Genomic DNA, 19457 nt, shown 5'->3' on the forward strand with positions numbered 1-19457 from the left:
GAAATAGGTTGACACGCTGCGTTCAAAAGAGCAAGGGGAAGAGTAGGAGTATTATTGCACTACCTACACAGACCTTTAAAGTACCCCGGTGGAAAAGACAAATCTAAAGATGGAATGCCCATATAAACGGAACGTTTTAAATCCTCCTGGACTCTGATTATCTGGTCGAGATATCAGTAGGGATAAGTGTAACCGCAAGTCCTAGAGGACGTGAGATGTGACCAGAAGCCAACGCCCAACTGTAATGGAAGGGATATGCTAACGGGTCACGGTTTGAATGTAAGAAATAGAGCCTAGTAGGAGTACAAATGGCGATAGCGAGTTTAAAGAAAGGGTTTGGGAAACCAAAACTAATCAAGACTACGAACAACGCATGGAAGGCAATCCCATGGACTAAGGTTCAACGGAAAATTTTCAAGCTCCAAAAGAGTATATTTCAAGCGGCTAAATCGGGACAAAATGCAAAAGCTAAAAGGTTGCAACGTCTATTGGTGAAATCATACTATGCCCGGCTCTTAGCAGTGCGGCTGTAGGGGCGGGTTCCACGGTCAGCCATGCTTCCCAACAGTCAGCTTAATAAACCCGCCCCCCCAAGCGGGTCAAGGCAAGAAAACAGCCGGAGTTGATGGAGTAAGAGCAATCTCTCCAAGACAAAGGTTTGAACTGGTCAAGAACATTAAGGGAAACCTCAAAGCAAAACCACTGCGACGGGTTTGGATTCCAAAACCTGGTAGGGATGAAAAAAGCTGGAATAGGAATACCCACAATCCAAGATAGAGCAAGGCAAGCCTTGGTTAAGTCGGCTCTCGAACCTGAATGGGAATCGAGATTTGAAGGCACAAGCTACGGGTTCCGTCCTGGACGGTCAGCCCACGATGCAATATCCAGAATCTACCAAAGTATAAATAAAGGTGGTTACTATGTACTGGATGCAGACATAGCAAAATGTTTTGACCGAATAAATCATGATTACCTACTGTCCAAAATTAATTGTCCCAGCAGCCTAAAAAGAGACCTGAAACAATGGCTTAAAGCAGGTGTGCTAGATAACGGTGTATTTGAGGATACTGAAACAGGGACACCTCAAGGAGGGGTAATAAGTCCACTCCTGGCTAACATCGCACTGTTGGGCATGGTTAGGTTAATTGAAACGATGTATCCAAAAACAAAATGGGTTAAGGTTAAAGTCACCTTAATAAGATATGCCGATGATTTTGTAGTGATATCACCATCACTAGAGATTATAGAACAGTGCAAAACTGCTATCTCTGTATGGTTAAAACCTGTAGGACTAGAAATAAAACCTGAAAAAACTCGAATATGTCACACGCTCAAACCTATTGAGTATAATGGAAAAATAGAGGAACCAGGGTTTGACTTTCTAGGATTCAATATTAGGCAATATCCAGCAGGAAAATACAAATCTGGGAAAACATGTGGAACAGCAAGCCGACTAATCGGCCACAAAACCCACATCAAACCCAGCAATAAAGCAGTCAAAGCCCACACAGAAGTGATTAAAGGTGTAATAAAACAATATAGAACAGCACCTCAATCAGCCCTGATTAGCAAACTAAACCCAATCATTCGGGGATGGGCAAACTATTATTCAGCGGTAGTCTCAACAGAGACCTTCGTTAAGCTAGACTTCATAATCTGGCAAATGTTACGGGCATGGACAGTATCAAGATGCGGAAAGGCAAGTAACAAAAAGCTAAGAAATTATTTCAGACATGGAACAATTAAACTTAGCAATGGGAAAGAAAGACACGAAAATTGGATCTTCCAAACCAAAGATGGGTTACATCTATTCATGCACAATTGGACTCCAATTGTCAGACATACCCTAATACGCCCCGAAGCAACACCATATGACGGAAACTGGACTTACTGGGCCACCAGAAAAGGACAAGCAATCGATACGCCAACAAGTATAGCTAAACTACTCAAAAAGCAAAAAGGCAAGTGTACCTGGTGTGGGCAATTCTTTACCCCATTAGATTTAATTGAAGTAGACCACATTGTACCTAGAAGCCAAGGCGGAAAGGATGAATACAAGAATCTTCAATTACTACATCGCCATTGTCACGATGATAAAACAGCTCTTGATGAAGAGATGATGCTGCACTCTTAACAAGGAGACGGTCAAACTAGGAGCCGTATGAGGTGAAAGTCTCAAGTACGGTTCTGAATGGGAGGGGTAGACCGTGAGGTCTATCTCGACCCCTAATCCCAGTAGGAAAATACAAGTCTGGAAAAACAGGGGGACCCACGAGCCGATTAATCGGACATAAAACCCACATAAAACCCAGCCAAAAAGCAGTTAAAGCTAATACAGAAGTGATTAAAGGTGTAATTAAAAAACACAAAACAGCACCTCAATCAGCCCTAATAAACAAACTAAACCCAATAATACGGGGATAGTCTAATTACTACTCAGGGGTAGTCTCAACCGAGACCTTCAGCAAACTAGACAACATAATCTGGCAAATGTTACGGGCATGGACAGTTTCAAGATACGGAAAGGCCACTTATGAAAAGCTGAGAAATTATCTTAGACCAGGAACGGTCAAACTCAGCAATGGGAAAGAAAGGCATGAAAGTTGGTTCTTCAAAACCAAAGATGGATTTACATTGTGGAAACATAATTGGACTCCGATTGTCAGACACACCCTAATACGCCCTGACGCAACACTTTATGACGGAAATTGGACTTACTGGGCAACCAGAAAAGGACAAGCAATAGAAACGCCAACAAGGGTAGCCAAACTACTCAAGAAGCAAAAGGGTAGGCGTACCTGGTGCGGGCCATACTTTACCTCATCAGATTTAGTGGAAGTAGACCACACTGTACCTCGAAGCCAAGGCGGAAAGGATGAATACAAGAATCTTCAGCTACTACACCGCCACACCCGCGACGATAAAACCAGCAATTCTCATTTTGGAAATTCAACTGCTATCGGGTGGGATGTCTAACTCGAGACCCTCAAGCATAAAGGCCAGAAGGTGGTCCCAACTGTCGAAGTACAGTCTGGGTAAGCGCGCGCAAATCATTAAAGAAGGTTTGGCGCTTCGGTAAGTGCGCTCGTAGCAACTGGTACTTGTTATCGAGCAACTCCTGCAGGGTGTGGAAGAGCAGCGAGAGGATGTTGATGGTCCGGAGCAAGGAAGAAAGATGCTGCTTGCCATGGCCAAAATTGTGTTCGAGATGGTAGCCCTTGGTCTTGAGAGTGTTGTTGTTCTCATTCTCAACTTTCCAACGAGTCCGCCCGGCCCGAACCACCTCGGCTACATTCTCATCGCTGAGAGGATAATTCGTGGCCAAGGAGTTGTGATAGGTTACCTGGCCATCAGCGGTGGTGACAGTAAGTTCGCACCAGTTAACCAACAGGACCTCATCGCTATCTTTGAGGGGGACTCCGTTGAGATAGCGGTAGGTATAGGTTTTCTCGACTTTACCAGTCCACTTCTTGGTCGTGAGGGTCGGGAGTTCGATGCCCTCTAGGTGTTCATAGAGGGTAGTATGAGACTCGGGGCGACAGACGACGATGAAGTTAAGTTGCTGCTCTAAAAACTGCTGACACAACGGTTGGTGGCAATAGAGGTCATCCCCTCAAACCGTGACATTCAAAGCCCTCAAGCATTGTTCTTGCCTCGATAGCCAGCGTTTGGCGGCGGCATTCTCACAGTCTTGCTTATCATGACCATCTTGGGGCACGATAAATTCGGGGACTAAGGGAATCACATGATTCTGTCCCGGACAGACGATGACTGGAGTGACAACACTATGGAAGTAATGGGTTTTTCCTGACTTCTGGGTGCGCGTTGAACAGTGGGGACAGTGAATTTGGTCGGAACTGAAGTATTCGGTGCCATCCAACGCGACTAATAGACTGTCCCCTGGGCAACGGAAGTCTTCTAACTGCCCCTGGGCTTCCAAGACTTGTAGGATATCCTCAAACACTGGAAACAGGTGCTCTGGGGACACGGCATCTAATAAGTCCCGAATCTGGTTATCACAGGGAATTCGATGAACTCCAAACAGACTTTGGGCATTGCTCTTGCCTTTACTCCCCTCCATCAGACGTTGATAAGCCAGAAACGACGGAGTTTGAGTAAAAAACACACTAAACGCACTTAAAGCGGCATCCTCCATTCCATAGCGGCGATTTTTACCCCGGCGCTTGTCCGGTAGCGATGACAAGCACTGGCGGAAAGAACCGACTAGAGTCTCAAAGCCACCTGGCTTTTTCAACGGCTCTGGCGCTCCTGGGTTTCTTGGATGTCATTACGATACAGGGATGCTGGGGACTTGAACAGGTTTTCGCCAAAATGAGAATTGCTGGATTCGGACAAGTTGAGTTGACCCGTAGCAGTCTCAGATGTTATGCTGATGACTGAACGAGGTAGATTCACGTCGCTCATATTCAAGTTCCTTTTTACTAAGGATGATGGGGAGGAAGGGGAAACGAACAGGTTTCCCTTTCCTTTTGAAATTAAGACTTGTGAACTTTGAAAAGCAGTCCAATCGGTCTGGTTATTTGGGGATTCCGTTGGATGGAATCCTCAATTTCTGCTATGTAGTGGGCTACCTCCTCATCTGATAAGTTGAACACAGACCTTTGAGCAGTCCGTCTTAAATGCCGTCCGATTTGTTGCTGCCCGTTGGCGGCGACTTGTCGCTCTGCCAGCATCCAAGCCAAACAAGTGACCAGGAAAATCCGCTGATGTTTTTTGTCCAGGCGGTGAAACCCGCTAGGCAAATTGGCGGCCTCGGCTTTTGGTTTGACCATAGGCTTTTTACCTATATATAGGGTGTGCTTTTGCGATCGCCTGACCAACCCCAAGGCGATCGCATAAATCTACCAGCTTCCCCGCTCTCAACATCCGGCTTTTTACCTATCGCGCTCGAATAATGGAAGACCCGCAGCACGCTGTACGGGGAAAACAAGAAGTCAGTCTCGATGACGTTAACGGAAACAGCCGTCGGGCTACTGGATCAGATGGCTATGGAGCTAAATCTGAATCGGTCCGAATTGGTGGAACAGATTGCCAGGGGGATAATTTCCAGCCAAGCGGGGAAAGTGTCCCCGGAACAGGCGGGAAAATTTTAGAGCTGTTGGAGGAGTTGTTTGCTGGTTTTCATGAGTATGTCAAAAGCCATGAAACTCGATTGGAGGAAAGACTGCAAGCAAATCGAGACTATCAATCTCAAATGAAAAAACAAATGGAGAACATCCGACAGAAGATTCTCCAACAGGTTTCTAAATAAATTAAGCGCCCTTCGTGTCCACGAAGGGTGCTTTCTATTTTGGCACGCTGCTAAACCCTCAAGAAACAAATGGACTATGGCACAACACTTTTCTAACCTTCAAACTGTCACCGGTGAAAAGGCGATCGCTCATAAAGTCACCGATTCCGTCACCCTGGGTGACGCAAAAGTTAAAAATTTAAACGCGCCGTTACGCGCGATCGCTCATAACCCGACCGACACAATCCCAAGCGTTCCCCCAGAAGTGCTGGAACTTCAGTCCTAAGTGCTGGAACTTCAGTCCTAAGTGCTGGAACTTCGAGACCTTATCGGGAGGAATTATGCAGCTTTCCGCCAAGTCGCCCGTTATCTTGATGTGGCGATCGCCCTAATTCATGAAAACCGTCCCTTTCTAGCGAGGCTTTTCTTGGTTCGCAGCATAGCCAAAAACTCACAATCGATACTTTTGGCTATAAATAGTCGAACGATACCTGGGGAAGATGATGATAGGGGGTCAGGCCGATGAAGGGAAAATCTAAGTCACCGGGGCAGCTTTCCCTCTCAATTCCGTCACCCTGGGTGACGGATTCTGAAAGTGTAGAACCATTCGATCCTTTTTGGGATGATATGGCTGTCTTGAAACATCTTAGGGACTGTCCCAATCAAGACCACAAACAACTCGCTCAATCCACTGATATCCCGGTGTCTCGTGTAGTCAAGTCTCTGGAAAGGTTACGCGAGAAAGGTAAGGTTAAGTATTTGGGATGGATAGCCGTCACCCTGGGTGACGAAAATTTATCCCCGGTGAACACTTTTCAGAGCGATCGCCTAACTGTTCGCTGGAAAGCTAAGTCAACCGCCCAAGACACCAACGGGAATAAATATGCTTACCTATATAGGGGAAAAAAGCAGGTTTGTTACCTTGCCGGCCCCCATCTATCGGAAAAAGCTAAAGCGATCGCCAACCAAGTAGAACAGTGGATCGAGTCCGGCTTGTCTCTCGAAGCTATCCTAGAAAAACTTCCCGCACTTAAATCGGGTGGTTGGAAATCCCCAGATAGCAACTCCTAAATTTTCCACAGGGGGAGACTTTACTCCCCCGAAAAATTTTATGATTTTACAGAAAAATTAATGAGCATTTTCCAACCCTAAACAGCGCTATTTGCTACTGTAAAATGGTTAGCGCCGTTGGCTGTGTGTAAGAGTCTTTGATGTTTTAGACAAAATACCAAGCAGCCCGGTTTAGTGCTAAAATTGGCGGAATCTAGGGCAGTTACTTCTCGATCTGTGTTTGGCTAGTAGCACCCACTTTCCTCTGATGTCTGGCAACCTTAAGTCATCGACTGCCTTAGATTTCATCGATCGCGTCTCGGATTTTTTGAGGATCAGCATCAATGTAGCGCTGCAAAGATGCCATAGATTTGTGACCTGTGATAGCCATGATGGTTCTGGTATTGACTCCCTTGTTATAAAGTTTGGTAATGAAAGTGCGGCGGTAACTGTGAAGCGAGTAACCCTCATTTTGTAAACCCAGTTGAGCGATCGCTTTCCGGTGAAAAGAGTCGAACGCTTGAACTGTCACGGGCTTGGATATATCAGATGGGCTGGGAAATAGAAAATCGCCGCCACCGATGCGGTAGGTTCCAAGAATCTCTCTAAGTTTTTGGGAGATGGGAACTTGGCGGACTCCCCCATCTTTCCCGCCCGATCGCTTCCTAGTTTCAGACCGAAAGGTAATTTCTGGTAAGGCAATGTGGGAAGCTGGGGAAACATAAACATCAGGGACTCGTAGTAACCTCACCGCTCCTACTCGTTCACCGGTGTACATCAAGATGGCAAGTAAAGTTTGCTGCCAGGGATATTTACAGCGTTTGATTATCTTGTCGGCGATCGCATCAGGAATGATTGATGCTTTACCAATGCGGTTTTTTTTCATGAATTCGTGTCTGTAGGGAATTTCCCCCAGTTGCCTAGCCGACGAGGCAAAGCGATCGGCTTACCTATATGACTATTGTAGGGTTCGGGCGGGGAGAATATTAGTTTTCGCGCCGACTTGGGGGAAAGTTTGGCGGCGAGCGATCGGATCAGCCTTCTCTATATTTGTTTACTAACCGGTAATACTCTCCCCTATTTTTGTGAATTTACCAATCCTCCCATGGTAAAAACTGCGTTATCTCAAATTCTCCCCCTTGTTTTGGGTCTGTGCTGTTGGGCGTGTAAATGCAACGGCAAAGTCCTAATCCGGGAGCTAAAAAAGAACCTTCAGCTTTAAACAGCAAAATATAGCGAGACAGAGTAGGAGTCAGATTAAAAGCTCCCCCTGTGTCAGGAACTGTAATAACAGAGCATCGATTTGTTATCCATTTTTCAAGATTATCTATGTCAATATGTGAACTCAAAACATTAGAAAACAATGCAACTTGAGATATTGCCATCCACATGGTTTCACGAGGACATAGTAAAATCTCGATATTAGTTCCTTCCTTGATAACAGACGTAGAAATTCCGTCATTCCCAATGTAGGCATAAAGATTATGGGTAATATTAAAAACATATTGTTTACCGGGCAAAAAAGCATCAAATTGCCAGGCTCTAACTGCTCCCTCTGTTGTAGTCCACGTTCCCCAGAACCTATTATAAGTATCTACGTCATCATAATTAACTTGAGAATCAGAACTTATAAACGATGGAAGTTTGTTTATATTGGAATCTAAGGAAATAAACGGTCTAATTGATAAATCTGGGATAGGCATATCGTCCTCGATTTCGCTTCCTATGTTGTAGTCAATTTCCGTATCTTGGCGCACCCAGATAGAGAGAATCTGAGTTGTGGGGCTGCTTGCTAAAACACCAATCCCCCCATCACTCCCATCGGAATAGAAGCCATTTTCAAAAACAGGTAAGGATAAATCAGACCCTACCCACCGAATAGAAAAAGGATTGTCGGCTTGGATGGTGATTTCCCGACGGACTAATAATGGCGTGGCGGGGACTATTTCAATCTCTTCCCCTGCGGTGAGTTGAAAATAACCTGACTTAATATGGCGATAATAAGCGCCGCCGCCCCCGCCACCGGTAGGACGCATTTCAAACCGAATAGGCATTTATAGTAAAATGGAATGAGTTGTCTCTATTGTCGCATATGAACATCACGCCGGGACTTTATCCCGATTTTTCTGAAACTACCTTAGAAGCCTTAGTTTTAGCAATGGGGCGGCAATTGTTGCAAAGGCAGAAAAACTTAGTCGTTAATGTCACCGGGAAAGATATTATGGATCTGTCTCTGGATGAGGAGGCTTCTGTTGTTAATCTGGATATTGACGAGTTAGAAGGTTTTATTGATGACGGTGCGATTAAAGTCCAAGAGCCGTTGTTGATGCCTTTGAACCCGGTATAGGCAGTTACCCCTTTAACCAAACCAATTTAGCTAGTGCTTTACTGCATTTAGTTGTACATCAACACATAGCAGAATTTAGTTTCGAGCTAAACCCCGAACCCGCCAAACAACATTGTGATTTTTCTATCCGACCTAACGTTAGGGGAAATGGAACTTATCCATTAATATGCACCATCACTTTAACAGACTATCCCGTAATCATTGACTACACTAATGGTATGACTTCAACCGCACAACCATACTTATTGACACCTTAAACTATGGCAGAAAATCGCTGTTCAGAAACCGACACATTTTCATTTGAAATTAATCAAAGTAATGCCAGTAATTATGTTAATGACCCATTAACACTTGGGGCTGTTTCTAGTGCCGTTAATTCAATATCTGCCAATATTGACCCTAGATGGCTATGGCGTGCTAATGTTTTCCTAGAAAGTCTCACCGCCTCAGTTTGGTGTCCAAGTTTTCCCCGGTCTCCTTATCCTGAATTTTACCCAGAGGATTCGGCGGCAGAAAGAGCAGCTAAATTAATGAAATTAGAGAGTAACCATCCTAAATTTGGGCTGCAATTGCTTAGAAGGAAAAGCGCCACAGGTCCATGGATTGAGGCAGCTTGTCCTATCATTCAAAATCGAGGAAGGCGGTTTTATGTTCCTCTAATTAATCCTTACTTAACAGCAAACGAGGTTAAAATATTTGGTAGATTTGACCGGTTGGGTGTAAGTTTTAAGGATTATGGCGATGGAATATTAGGGGGCGGTTCAATAACTAGCAATCGCATCTATGACACTCTTTACATTGAGGGGGAATATAGAGTAGAATTAGATTTAATATTGATGGCTAAACGTCCGGCTAATACAGTGATGAATACAGTCACTGTAAGCCCTAATCCCATGTTAATAGCCCCCGCTAATCTAAGCCGTGCTTATTTTGAAATCCAAAATCAGGGAGAAATTGAGCTCCTTTGGGGCTTTGGAACATTGGGGAGTAACGCGACAAGCCATCCGTTCAAAATGCCACCCGGCCAGATTTATTATCCAGGTAATGTAGCCGGATTTATACCAACTGACGCGATATGGGCAAAAGTAAAAGAGGGAACGACAACTGTTCTGATTATGGAGAGTTATTATCAATGACCACAGCTTTATATAGCAGTGAAAAACCCCAGGATTTAGGTCATCTACCAGCGGGACAATATGAACTGGCTGCAGTTAATTTGTGGGATAGTAATTTATCATCAATGCTTTATGCTAAAAAGGTGATATACAAGCGCCACTTTTTGCTTCCCGGTTCTCCATCTGATGCTTTTCCTTTCATTCGAGAGTTAAAAGCCTTGGCTAATGTTCCCATACAATACAGGACAATTAATGAATTTCCGAAAACGGATCGACAAACAACTAAAACAGATTCAAGCAGTAGGGGGGACTATCGTTTTCTTGTTGAGCAATGGTTAGAGAGAATTGAGTATCTATGCCAAACTTTTGATTTTTTAGAAGTGTTGCCAGTCACTGCCATGTTAAGGTCTTGGAGAAGCCCGTATCTGCCTAATGCTTATTTTATGCTAAAAAAACGGGAAACGATTAATTCGGTTTCTTTGGAAGCGATCGAGGCGATGGAACCAGAATGGCTGACTGATAATCGGGTGTTGTCTGAGGAGGGATGGAGGCAATTATTTATTAATTGGGATGAGGAATCTTTGTAATGAGAGAGGTAGAAGAGCGTAGCCGAAGGGTGAAAGACATTGTTAGGAATCGCAACTACCGGCAAGCTGTAGATGTAATAGAAAGAGAGGTCAAAAGATTAGAAGCAGACGACAAACCCAGGGCTAGAGTAAGGATTCCCCGTGATGACGGGGATATTGATATAGACGTTGGAGGAATGGTTGATTTTGCCCGGTCGATGTTGCCCAAAGCAAGCATAGAAGCTGAGGATTTACAGGATGGTGGAACTAGGAGAGGGATAAAAACCGAAAAGATTGGCAGCACGGCTCGCGGATTTGTAGACCTTGATGAAGATGGAAACCCCAAAGGTTTTGGGGGAACAATTGACAGTATCAACGATGCAAATGTCTCGGTTTACCTTGGGGAATGCGAGCAATCGATGAGCGTAACTATTGGGGGGAAAACGGTTACCTTTGCTAGAAATGTTTGTGAAGATGATAAAGATGAGGGAGCAGACGATAATAAAGGCGGCGGTGATGAAGATAAAGGAGATGAAAGCGATGCAGGTAGGGTTGATTTAGGCATTTCCGGTCCCCCTCCAGGTTATACTGGTTGGCTTTGTATGGCTTACTGGGCACATATTCGGGTTTTTCAAACAGATCCTATAAAAAGCCAGTATGCAGATTTAGTTGAGTCATTCGCCGGGAAAAGTTTTAAAAATTTCGGATCTGACATAGAGTTGAACATTTCAATGTATAGCGCCCCTTATATTTCTGCCCCTTTAGTCAATTTAGGTTATACAAATCCAGGCTCCATTACCGCGTTTAGAAGGAAACTGCAGGAGGAAGAGGGGTTCTTACATTCTTCTACTACAATAAAAGAGAGAATATCAGTAACAAAACTGGGGAAATTCGCTAAAGAGAGTTCTCCACGCTATTTTGCTACATCTACCAACCTAGGTCATGACGGGTATTATACCGTTGATTCTATTGCGGCTCCCTGGGTTGCTAATCCAAATGCGGAAGGGTAACCGAAACTTTATGAACATTACTGGATTATTAGACACATTCATCAAATAGGATCGTACTCCAGATATCACCCAGTTTATCCCTGTAAATGGGTGGAGAATTATCAACCAGAGCCACCGCCAAGTCTACCAATATTAAGGAGTGATATGCTTCAATCATGCTGTGAAGATTTGACCAAGATGACTCGGGAAATACATAAAGCCCTAGGGGTCAGGAAGTTGTTAGACAAGAGTTTCCAGGTTCCGTCTAATATGATGATACCAGAAGGTAAAGGTAATCATGCAAATAAGGATTATCTGGAAATCATGTCTGACCTGTTGAAAACCATCGACAATTATGGTTTTGATGCTCCGGTTACTGTTAAAGTTCAGGATACGAATAAAGCCCAAAAAGGCGACCAGTCTATAGAGTTAAAGTTTAACTCGCTGGGGGCTATATTAAAGGCTCAGACTGAACTGTTGATTGAGTTGAAAGGTGATAGTGCTAACCGGTTAAATATTCAGATTCGCCTAGCTTATATAATGACGAGAATGTATCGGACTTTAGCTAAGTTATATTACAGAACGTCGGCGATTTTGGACGGGTTGGGAATTCCTATTATCTCGAAGGTGGTGACTTTACCGATTGAGTTTAATGTGTTTGGTAAAAAACACTGGGGAGCTGGTAAGGGATTCGGTAAGGATAGTAAAAAGGGTCAGGAGCCTAAACTTGATTTAAACGATGAAGACACGACAGAAGCTATGTTACCCGATTTATTAGAGATTCATGATTATGAAATAGAGGTTGATGAGTTTAGGTTTAAAAGCACTGACCTTTATGAGATAATTTTGAATATGGCAGCTAAAATGAGGACATAATCGTGACCAAAAGAAATCCCCCCCGTGGTTCCAATCGTCCCCCAAGCGATTCGGGTAGTGGTAAGAAGCCACCATCTGAAAGAGAGAAAAAAGCGGGGTTAAGAACTGATACAAACAACAGAATAGAGGAAGCGATCGCTGTCTTGGATTTTCGGCTACACTTAGAATATTTAAATGTAGCATCAGCCCTTGGGGGCGGCGACTTTGAACAGTTTAAACGTTCTTGGTTGATGAATTACTATAATGCTATGACAGAACCGAGGTTTAAAGATAAACCCAAAAATCCTCCTACTAGAGAGGAACGGGCACGTCTCTTAAAGACTAATGCTGAGTTGATGATGAATCGCACAATCAAATCCGATAATTTGTCATCGAGGGAAAACCTAAATGAGTTCCGCCAAAGTAAAGACTTATTACCATTCGACGCTGATAATATAGGTTAAGATTATGTCTAATGTTGTAGGGATAGACCAGAAAGAACTGACCTCAACCGCTATAGCTGGCGGTGCGATGTCCGCCCAGTGGTTTAATAGTTTTTCGTCCACTTTCTACCAGCAGGTTCAAAACTTAAAAGCCTTTGATTTTAAGAAATGGGCGGGTAGTGTCAAGGGTGGAGCTTTAGCTATTGCAGAAAACATCAAAAAAGGGAACTGGGGTTTTTTCAAAGAATGGCTACAAGAGGCTCCTCTGGTTCCTAAAATAGCCGGGATTGTAGCGGGTGGTTTAATTGCTGGGACTGTGCTGATTGTTGGCGGACAAGCATTAGGGTTTGTTGGTGCGGGTGTAGGGAGTTTAGTAGCAGCCCATCCGGCTTTTGTTGGCGGTTTTTTAGGGGTAACAATACCTACAGTAATGAGCAAATTGACCCAAGGGGTTTCTCAAGCCTATAATTTTGATTGGGCAGCATCTGACAAGAAAATGATGGACGATTTAAAACAAGCGGCTAATGCTTTATATGTTCCCTTGGGGGAAACAGTCGGGAAATCTTTGGCGGCTTTAGTGGTGGGCAAGGTGGGTAGTGCGGCGGCAACAAGTTTAAGGATTCGGGAAGGTGCGATCGCCGCTATGTGTATGATTAACCCGACTATTAAAGAGACTTTGGTGGATGCGTTATCCTCGCTGAGGTATGCGGTGCAAGAGGTTGTTAAGAAAGCACTGTTTGTTATGACTTACATCAACGCCAGAAAAGTAGCAGCCAAGTTGTTGGATAAGGAAGATACTTGGGGCAAGGAAGGGCAATCACCTTTTATTGTTTCGGAGAAAGTAGAAGAAACTTGGGCGAAAGTTAAAGAAGATGAATATTTTGATTGGGTGAATGAGCAACAATGGGAGGGTATAGAAACAATGACATCTACTTTTTTTGAAACCCTCGGTGAGTTGTTGTCAGAGCAGGGAACTTATGAGGAGTGGATACCGGTATAAATTCATCACCTGAGAGGAGGGATATCAATGGTAGAAGTTGGAAGACTTACTCAGCAAACTTACATCATGATGGCTCGTCAACGGCGTATCACGAAACTATCAGATAAGCGGCCGGAACGAGTCCGAATAGAATTGCAGCCAAACTGGAACGTTTATCAGTTACAACCTGATAGAAAAAACCCAGATTATAAGCTGCTGATGACTGGTTCTGAGTCAGCCTTGGCATTGCAGTTGTCACAACTCGGATGGATGGAGAAGATGCTCGATCATCTTCTCAATGCCAGCGATCTAAAATTCGAGGATTGGTTTGATGTTTGGGCGGCGGGTTATCCAGAACTACGCTACAGAGTGAACCCAAAACTCCCCACATTAAGAACTAACTATCCCGCGTCGAATGTGAGTAATTCCACTGGGGAAACAATAAGCAAATGGAGAAATGAGGTAGGCTCTCGCCCGGCTTACATTGAATGGAAACCTTCAGCCCGAAAAACAGCAAAGGATGTCGGGCTTCACCGCACAATAGAATATTTTCCCGATCGCTCTCAGAACAAATCAGTTGTCTTGACGGGGAACGACAAGGAATTAATTAGGCAAATCCTACAAATCCACTACGAGGGTGGGGGTAGCAGTGAGGGAATGGATAGCACGGTCTCGACGGGTATTAGTTACCGGGGCGCTCCCAAGGTTGTGCTGTACTTTTTGGAACGGATCGAGGATGTGGAAAAAGGCTACCGACAATTAGAGGCAAGAGTGGGATTCCGTTTGGTGGGAAAAACAGAAAACCCGAACGGAACTGGCGACTTGTTAACTAAAGCTAATATCAGAAGTTTGGCACAGAGAATCGTCCAAAACTTTCTACAACCTCAACAATTCCGTCTTCACAAGGGGAGGGAATCGGTTAGCTATAGAGACAAGCGCCAAGGGTTGGAATCTTTCGTTTTTGTCACCAGTGCATCAGAGGGGATTAATCTTTATCAACGAATCTGCCAGGTGATGCAGATAGAGTTTGACAGTTCAAAGGTCTTTACATCGAGCAACCAAAATCCATCCCAAGCGTTTCCTATTACGCCCCCAGAAGTGACGATATTGGGTAACAAAGTCAAACCACCCCGCCGCCGTCCGGTCGGGCACGTCTATTTTAGAGAGGCGAAATTGTTTTTGGAGATGCTCAATGAGCCTATCATACTCTGTGACTACAACGGGCACATATACAAGAATCCCGATTAGAAGACAACCCCAACGATTTTTTTAGATCAAACAAACTCCCTTGTATGTTCGGAAACCCTATAGGTTTCCGTAACTGTTGCACACCCTAAAAATACCTGTTATGAATGTAGTGGTAATCAGTTTTTAAACAACAAGGCAGGTATTCTATGCCCAGTCTAAATAGTTCAAAAATTTATAGCTGGAATTCACCCTCGCCAGGGGGTACGGGAACCATTAAAGTAGCTGCCCGGCTTTCTAATCGGTACAATGGCATTGCTACACATCTCGGAATGACCGCCCACACAGATCCAACAAATGTAAATGCACATATGCTTAAGCCAAATAAAGCTGTGCAGGAGGGTTTCTTAATGAAGATGCGAATTAACTACCGAAAAGACAATAAGTATTTTGGTGCTGATATTTATGTGCCTACAGACAAGGTTACTGAAGCCATCCAAGTGCTACCTAACAAGCCCTGGGATGGTACGGGAGTGATAACTTCATGTCGCGATCGTGTACGAGTTGATTACCGTTAATAACAAAAGGAGAGTATATCAATGGCTAGAACGAAACTATGTCAATTAGTAGATGGCACTAAGGTTAGAGTATTTAGAGCTAGTAGTGTGATGTATGACAGTAACACTGTAGCAACTTTGGGAATAGGTCCAGTCGCTGATTCGAATAAAAAGGAGCCAGTTTATGATACTGGGGAATTAATGCGAGCTGGTGTATTGGTGAGACTTTGCGTTAGTTGCAACAATGGAACCAATAAACCACCAATTACATATAGACTATTTTGCGACGTAGAAAACGTAAACGCTGCTTTACATCATTATAATAGTAGCGGTAAAACCCTAAACGGTAAAACAGTATTGAGAGCTAGTCTAGACCGTCGTCAAGTTATCAAGTAAAGCATGAGTTTTACGGATGCTTATGGCACATGGGAGGTGATAGCGTCAAGTTATCAGCCAACTCAAGAATGGATAATTCACAGCCCCCCAGTTACTCAATACTCATTGTTGAGGTTTAAATTTTTAACTGATTGGGGGCGGTGGAAAAATCCCTATGATGGCTATAGGTCAATGCTGCTTATTAGAGGGCATTATTCTAATGGTTCTGGAAATTCTGACTGGATAACAGGGCAAAGGACTGTATACGTTACAGAAGAACCGCAACTGATTAACTATCCACCAGTTCAAGAATTTACAGACAACCCCTCGGTGATTAGAAGGTTGGGAGTCCGCCGCCGTTTTTTCAAAAACGCAACATGGATCGAAAATCATCCTACAATGGATCTAAAGTTTAACGTAACAATTGAGGCTTTTGTAGACTAACATGGACATCTCTCTTAATCAATTAATCGACCATCTCCCAGATGATTCACAGTTTAAAACTTTACTAGAAACATTGGGGACAAACGGTGATAGTGTGGACGCTACCGTAGAATTTTGTCATTTAGTAGGGGCATTATATCAAGCACAGCAAGTATACAACCAACAACCAGGAAATCAAGCAATTAGTATGGTCTCAGAAGAAAGTTTTGGGCCTGTAATAGAAAGTTTAGACGGGACATTTTTTAGGAGATTACAAAGAACTCTAGCTTTTTTTAGAAAGTATGAAGATGCTGTAATTGTCCCGAAAATCGAAAGTTAGTTGGTCGAAAATTTAAAGCTGCCAGATAATTCGGATTCTATCTGCGTTATCTGGTCAAAGTCTTGAAATTAACCCAAGTAAAATGTGATTAAAAATCCACATCAACAGAGGAGTTAATTCCACCGTGGATATTGAAATCGAAAAAATCACAATAATCATAAGTTGGATACTTTCACTCATTAGTACGGTATGGTATGTATCAGTTCAATACACAATAATTAAAGTACAAGTCAACAGAAACAGAGAAGAGCTAAACAGAATATCGTCAATGCTTAGGCGAGAAATAGAAGACCATAATAAACTTGTATGGATAAACATCAACCACATGGAAAAATACTTAACCAAAAATCAAGATTATTTTCCGTTAAATATCCAAGGCGATAAATACAAAAATTATGACGACTGAAGTTTTGCCGGAATTATTACGGGTAGGAAGTGATGGGGTTGTAATATTTCTAGTGTGGTCTTTAATGAAACAGAACCAAAAGTTAATAACAGAGGTTAACTCAAGAGACAATGAATTAATGAAGTTAATTTACAAAATACTTAGCAGTGAACAACGAGGGACAAGAAGTGAACGCGATCGCACAATCAAGCCAAAGCCACAAAAATCCGTTAGGACTTGGGAGTAGAATTGTCTGTGGCCCTAACGGATAACAGGTTCTCAAGCTGTTATGGTTCAATCACCTAGCCATAACTCATGGCCATAATCATCATACAGAAAAACTAAAGCGATCGCCACCCAAGTCACTTAACTTGTATAAACGCTTCTCCTCAACCCCAACGGTATCATTTTCGGTCCTAACGCCCAACTTAACATCGGTGGTTCCTTCCTCGCCAGTACCGCAGACCGCCTCATTTTTAACGATGGAACCCAGTTAAGCACCCAACCACAGTCCCCCCCTCTGCTATATATTAACACCCCCCTTATGGCTGCAATTAAACGGGGCTGGGTCAACAATTACGAACCGTTCCCAAGCGGTAGGTATCTGACTGGAAGGCGAACCGAGTCCCACAGGTTTACAAGTGCAACCCGGACAGGCTATTACGCTAGTGGGGGGACAAATTAACCTAGAAGGGGGTCATCTTAGCGCCTTTGGGGGTAATATAGAAGCGTTTACCGTTGTCTTGGAATTGTAGAAGTCCAGATTGGTGTCAAGGGACTTAATGCGATCGCTTTTTTGCCCTAGCTGGGAATTTGTACTTATTTTGTCCATCTTCCCAGTAGGTTGTCCTCCATTGGGTCAGTCTGATTAATTACTCCTTGGCTTTTTCCCTAGGATGGTTAATTCGGCTAGTGCGATCGCTTAATCCTGTTGGGTACTGCCTATATTGATTTAGGATTGTGTAAATCAGCTTCATTAATTCGTCGTCTCTGGAGTTAACCTCTGATATCAGTTTCTGATTTTGCTTCATTAACTGCCAGACTAAAAAAACTGTAATGCCATCAGTTACCAGTTTGACTATCTCAGGTAATACATTAGAATCCATCGTTGTTTGTTTCGTTGTCTTTTAAGTTGAATTCATCATAGTCATTTGTCTTGGTTAAATATTTTTCAATATGTCTTAAAGTCAGCCAGATAAGTTGTCTGTCCCATCGGGTTTACTTTCTGATTGAATTTCCTAATATATTGATGTCTTATTTATTTTTTTTACAGTAGTTTGGAGTTCAGAATATTTTGCTGAAAGATACCAAATACCTCCCGCTAAAGAAACAGACCAACTAATAATTAAAGCAATTTTTTCAATCTCGATATTCATAAAACCAGAAACTCCTGTGCTATCAAAAACTTAAATTAAGTTTTGAAAAAATTAATGATGGCTGGTTTTCGGGTAATCCGGATAGACTCCCAATTACCAGAAAAATTTAGACCGTTGGTAAATTAGATTTGTTCTCTACTGCTAATTCCCGAATTCTCAAATCTTTGGAAGAATGACAATTTTCTTTCTAACCTTCTTGTCACGGAGCCATCCCGTTGCAATACTATATCAAACAATGTTTGATCAGAAACTACGTTTAATCATCGTTGAACATGAGGTAGTTGGTTGTGTTCGATTTGAGCCGGGTAAAAAGCCTCAACAAATTAGTAAAGTTCTACGGTAGTATCTACGTTTTCAGCGTCAGTGCCTAATGAAGCCAGCAAGGTTTTTAACATTGAACCATCTGGGAGATGGTTGATTAATTGACTGATAGAGATGTCCATGTTAAGTTACAAAAGCCTCAATTCTTAGATCAAACTTTAAATCCATTGCAGGATGATTTTCGATCCATGTTGCATTTTTGAAAAAACGGCGGCGGACTCCTAGCTTTCTAATTGTCCAGGGATTATCTTTAAATTCTTCTATGGGCGGATAGTTAATCAGTTGTGGTTCTTCTGTAACGTATACAGTCCTTTGTCCAGTTACCCAGCCAAAACTCCCAGAATCATCACGATAATGCCCTCTGATAAGCAGCATTGACCTATAGCCATCATAGGGGTTTTTCCATCGCCCCCAATCAGTTTAAAATTTAAATCTCAATAATGAGTGTTGAGTGATTGGGGGGTCGTGAATTATCCATTCTTGGGTAGGCTGATAGCTTGAAGCTATCAGTTTCCATACACCATAAGCGTCGGTAAAATCCATGCCTTATCGGAGAACTTGACGGCGGTCTAAATTAGCGCCTAATACAGTTCTACCATTAAGAGTTTTTCTAGTGCTTCTGTAGAAAGCCAAAGCGGGGCTTACTTCTTCACCATCGCAAAAAATTCTATAGTTGATTTTTCGACCTCCCGTTCCTTGACATGCTACATTCAGCCTTACTAACGCTCCGACTCGCATTAACTCCCCAGTGTCATAGAGTGGGGCTTTTAAATTGACTTCTTCTACGTCTTTAATCCCCAAAACGTCGGCATTTTGGCTTGTATACATTACAGCACTAGCTCGAAAAACTTTAGCTGTGGATCCTGTCCCTAATTGAACAAGTTTTGTTCTAGCTGCCAT

The 19457-nt window shown here is 43.2% G+C and carries 26 protein-coding genes and 3 pseudogenes; 21 read left to right on the forward strand and 8 right to left on the reverse strand.

Annotated features, from left to right (window positions below; genetic code table 11):
* The first annotated feature begins 308 nt into the window (after nucleotides 1-308).
* Nucleotides 309-2134: pseudogene (gene ltrA / locus N39L_RS18375) on the forward strand (group II intron reverse transcriptase/maturase).
* Nucleotides 2135-2232: 98 nt separating this feature from the next.
* Nucleotides 2233-2976 (forward strand): annotated as a pseudogene (locus N39L_RS18380) (HNH endonuclease); the annotation flags it as partial.
* A 10-nt stretch (nucleotides 2977-2986) separates the two neighbouring features.
* On the opposite strand, the pseudogene N39L_RS18385 reads toward N39L_RS18380, so the two are convergent.
* The 3 genes and pseudogenes from N39L_RS18385 to N39L_RS18395 form a co-directional block, all read right to left on the reverse strand.
* A pseudogene (locus N39L_RS18385) lies at nucleotides 2987-4255 on the reverse strand (ISNCY-like element ISAtsp9 family transposase).
* Nucleotides 4252-4425: a hypothetical protein gene (locus N39L_RS18390; RefSeq protein WP_157888712.1), complete on the reverse strand. Its 174-nt coding sequence runs from the start codon at nucleotides 4423-4425 to the stop codon at nucleotides 4252-4254. The pseudogene N39L_RS18385 and the gene N39L_RS18390 overlap by 4 nt, the downstream one beginning before the upstream one ends.
* Nucleotides 4426-4496: 71 nt before the next feature.
* Entirely contained in the window at nucleotides 4497-4793 is a 297-nt protein-coding gene (locus N39L_RS18395) for a hypothetical protein (protein ID WP_014275990.1), read from the reverse strand.
* A gap of 122 nt (nucleotides 4794-4915) precedes the next feature.
* On the opposite strand from N39L_RS18395, the gene N39L_RS18400 reads away from it, so the two are divergent.
* The 4 genes from N39L_RS18400 (at nucleotide 4916) to N39L_RS18415 (ending at nucleotide 6322) form a co-directional block, all read left to right on the forward strand.
* On the forward strand, nucleotides 4916-5272 hold the full coding sequence (locus tag N39L_RS18400; RefSeq protein WP_014275991.1) for a hypothetical protein: 357 nt from the start codon (nucleotides 4916-4918) through the stop codon (nucleotides 5270-5272).
* A 76-nt stretch (nucleotides 5273-5348) separates the two neighbouring features.
* Nucleotides 5349-5537 carry a hypothetical protein gene (locus N39L_RS18405; RefSeq protein WP_014275992.1) on the forward strand — a complete coding sequence of 63 codons (189 nt, stop codon included), beginning with the start codon at nucleotides 5349-5351 and terminating at the stop codon, nucleotides 5535-5537.
* 21 nt (nucleotides 5538-5558) lie between these two features.
* On the forward strand, nucleotides 5559-5777 hold the full coding sequence (locus N39L_RS18410) for a hypothetical protein (protein WP_014275993.1): 219 nt from the start codon (nucleotides 5559-5561) through the stop codon (nucleotides 5775-5777).
* A 53-nt stretch (nucleotides 5778-5830) separates the two neighbouring features.
* Entirely contained in the window at nucleotides 5831-6322 is a 492-nt protein-coding gene (locus N39L_RS18415) for a winged helix-turn-helix domain-containing protein (RefSeq protein ID WP_231851948.1), read from the forward strand.
* Between the two features lie 277 nt (nucleotides 6323-6599).
* Here N39L_RS18415 and N39L_RS18420 read toward each other — a convergent pair whose 3' ends face one another.
* Together N39L_RS18420 and N39L_RS18425 are read right to left on the reverse strand one after the other, a co-directional pair.
* A complete protein-coding gene (locus N39L_RS18420) occupies nucleotides 6600-7187 on the reverse strand; it encodes a tyrosine-type recombinase/integrase (RefSeq protein WP_014275188.1) in 588 nt (195 codons plus the stop codon).
* 205 nt (nucleotides 7188-7392) lie between these two features.
* On the reverse strand, nucleotides 7393-8355 hold the full coding sequence (locus N39L_RS18425; RefSeq protein WP_014275869.1) for a hypothetical protein: 963 nt from the start codon (nucleotides 8353-8355) through the stop codon (nucleotides 7393-7395).
* A gap of 20 nt (nucleotides 8356-8375) precedes the next feature.
* Between N39L_RS18425 and N39L_RS18430 the strand changes: the two genes are divergently transcribed.
* The 15 genes from N39L_RS18430 (at nucleotide 8376) to N39L_RS18500 (ending at nucleotide 17545) form a co-directional block, all read left to right on the forward strand.
* Nucleotides 8376-8648, forward strand: coding sequence for a hypothetical protein (locus N39L_RS18430; protein ID WP_231851949.1), 273 nt, complete (start codon nucleotides 8376-8378; stop codon nucleotides 8646-8648).
* A 260-nt stretch (nucleotides 8649-8908) separates the two neighbouring features.
* Nucleotides 8909-9784, forward strand: coding sequence for a hypothetical protein (locus tag N39L_RS18435; RefSeq protein ID WP_014274803.1), 876 nt, complete (start codon nucleotides 8909-8911; stop codon nucleotides 9782-9784).
* On the forward strand, nucleotides 9781-10350 hold the full coding sequence (locus N39L_RS18440; RefSeq protein ID WP_014274802.1) for a hypothetical protein: 570 nt from the start codon (nucleotides 9781-9783) through the stop codon (nucleotides 10348-10350). Before N39L_RS18435 ends, N39L_RS18440 begins: the two co-directional genes overlap by 4 nt.
* The gene (locus N39L_RS18445; RefSeq protein ID WP_014274801.1) at nucleotides 10350-11339 is read left to right on the forward strand and encodes a hypothetical protein; all 990 of its coding nucleotides are present in this window, start codon (nucleotides 10350-10352) and stop codon (nucleotides 11337-11339) included. The genes N39L_RS18440 and N39L_RS18445 overlap by 1 nt, the downstream gene beginning before the upstream one ends.
* 144 nt (nucleotides 11340-11483) lie before the next feature.
* Entirely contained in the window at nucleotides 11484-12194 is a 711-nt protein-coding gene (locus N39L_RS18450; RefSeq protein ID WP_231851950.1) for a hypothetical protein, read from the forward strand.
* 2 nt (nucleotides 12195-12196) lie between these two features.
* The gene (locus N39L_RS18455; protein ID WP_014274799.1) at nucleotides 12197-12637 is read left to right on the forward strand and encodes a hypothetical protein; all 441 of its coding nucleotides are present in this window, start codon (nucleotides 12197-12199) and stop codon (nucleotides 12635-12637) included.
* Between the two features lie 4 nt (nucleotides 12638-12641).
* Nucleotides 12642-13616 carry a hypothetical protein gene (locus tag N39L_RS18460; protein WP_014275996.1) on the forward strand — a complete coding sequence of 325 codons (975 nt, stop codon included), beginning with the start codon at nucleotides 12642-12644 and terminating at the stop codon, nucleotides 13614-13616.
* Nucleotides 13617-13643: 27 nt separating this feature from the next.
* Entirely contained in the window at nucleotides 13644-14843 is a 1200-nt protein-coding gene (locus N39L_RS18465) for a hypothetical protein (RefSeq protein WP_014275997.1), read from the forward strand.
* Between the two features lie 146 nt (nucleotides 14844-14989).
* A complete protein-coding gene (locus N39L_RS18470; protein ID WP_014274409.1) occupies nucleotides 14990-15358 on the forward strand; it encodes a hypothetical protein in 369 nt (122 codons plus the stop codon).
* Nucleotides 15359-15379: 21 nt separating this feature from the next.
* On the forward strand, nucleotides 15380-15733 hold the full coding sequence (locus tag N39L_RS18475; RefSeq protein ID WP_014275860.1) for a hypothetical protein: 354 nt from the start codon (nucleotides 15380-15382) through the stop codon (nucleotides 15731-15733).
* Nucleotides 15734-15736: 3 nt separating this feature from the next.
* On the forward strand, nucleotides 15737-16156 hold the full coding sequence (locus tag N39L_RS18480) for a hypothetical protein (RefSeq protein WP_014275859.1): 420 nt from the start codon (nucleotides 15737-15739) through the stop codon (nucleotides 16154-16156).
* A 1-nt stretch (nucleotide 16157) separates the two neighbouring features.
* On the forward strand, nucleotides 16158-16475 hold the full coding sequence (locus tag N39L_RS18485) for a hypothetical protein (protein ID WP_014275858.1): 318 nt from the start codon (nucleotides 16158-16160) through the stop codon (nucleotides 16473-16475).
* A gap of 268 nt (nucleotides 16476-16743) precedes the next feature.
* Nucleotides 16744-16881, forward strand: coding sequence for a hypothetical protein (locus tag N39L_RS18490; RefSeq protein WP_157888701.1), 138 nt, complete (start codon nucleotides 16744-16746; stop codon nucleotides 16879-16881).
* Nucleotides 16871-17107 (forward strand): hypothetical protein, encoded by a 237-nt coding sequence (locus N39L_RS18495; protein ID WP_014275998.1) that lies wholly within the window; start codon nucleotides 16871-16873, stop codon nucleotides 17105-17107. Before N39L_RS18490 ends, N39L_RS18495 begins: the two co-directional genes overlap by 11 nt.
* Before the next feature lie 159 nt (nucleotides 17108-17266).
* On the forward strand, nucleotides 17267-17545 hold the full coding sequence (locus tag N39L_RS18500) for a hypothetical protein (protein WP_231852395.1): 279 nt from the start codon (nucleotides 17267-17269) through the stop codon (nucleotides 17543-17545).
* Nucleotides 17546-17732: 187 nt separating this feature from the next.
* Here N39L_RS18500 and N39L_RS18505 read toward each other — a convergent pair whose 3' ends face one another.
* The 3 genes from N39L_RS18505 to N39L_RS18515 all read right to left on the reverse strand — a co-directional run bounded on the left by N39L_RS18505 (nucleotide 17733) and on the right by N39L_RS18515 (nucleotide 19457).
* Nucleotides 17733-17966: a hypothetical protein gene (locus N39L_RS18505; protein WP_014275999.1), complete on the reverse strand. Its 234-nt coding sequence runs from the start codon at nucleotides 17964-17966 to the stop codon at nucleotides 17733-17735.
* A gap of 714 nt (nucleotides 17967-18680) precedes the next feature.
* Complete coding sequence (locus N39L_RS18510) at nucleotides 18681-18932, reverse strand: hypothetical protein (RefSeq protein WP_014276000.1); 252 nt, start codon at nucleotides 18930-18932, stop codon at nucleotides 18681-18683.
* A 171-nt stretch (nucleotides 18933-19103) separates the two neighbouring features.
* Nucleotides 19104-19457 carry a hypothetical protein gene (locus N39L_RS18515; protein ID WP_006615960.1) on the reverse strand — a complete coding sequence of 118 codons (354 nt, stop codon included), beginning with the start codon at nucleotides 19455-19457 and terminating at the stop codon, nucleotides 19104-19106.

It is taken from the genome of Limnospira platensis NIES-39, from assembly GCF_026000695.1.
Lineage (GTDB): Bacteria > Cyanobacteriota > Cyanobacteriia > Cyanobacteriales > Microcoleaceae > Limnospira > Limnospira platensis.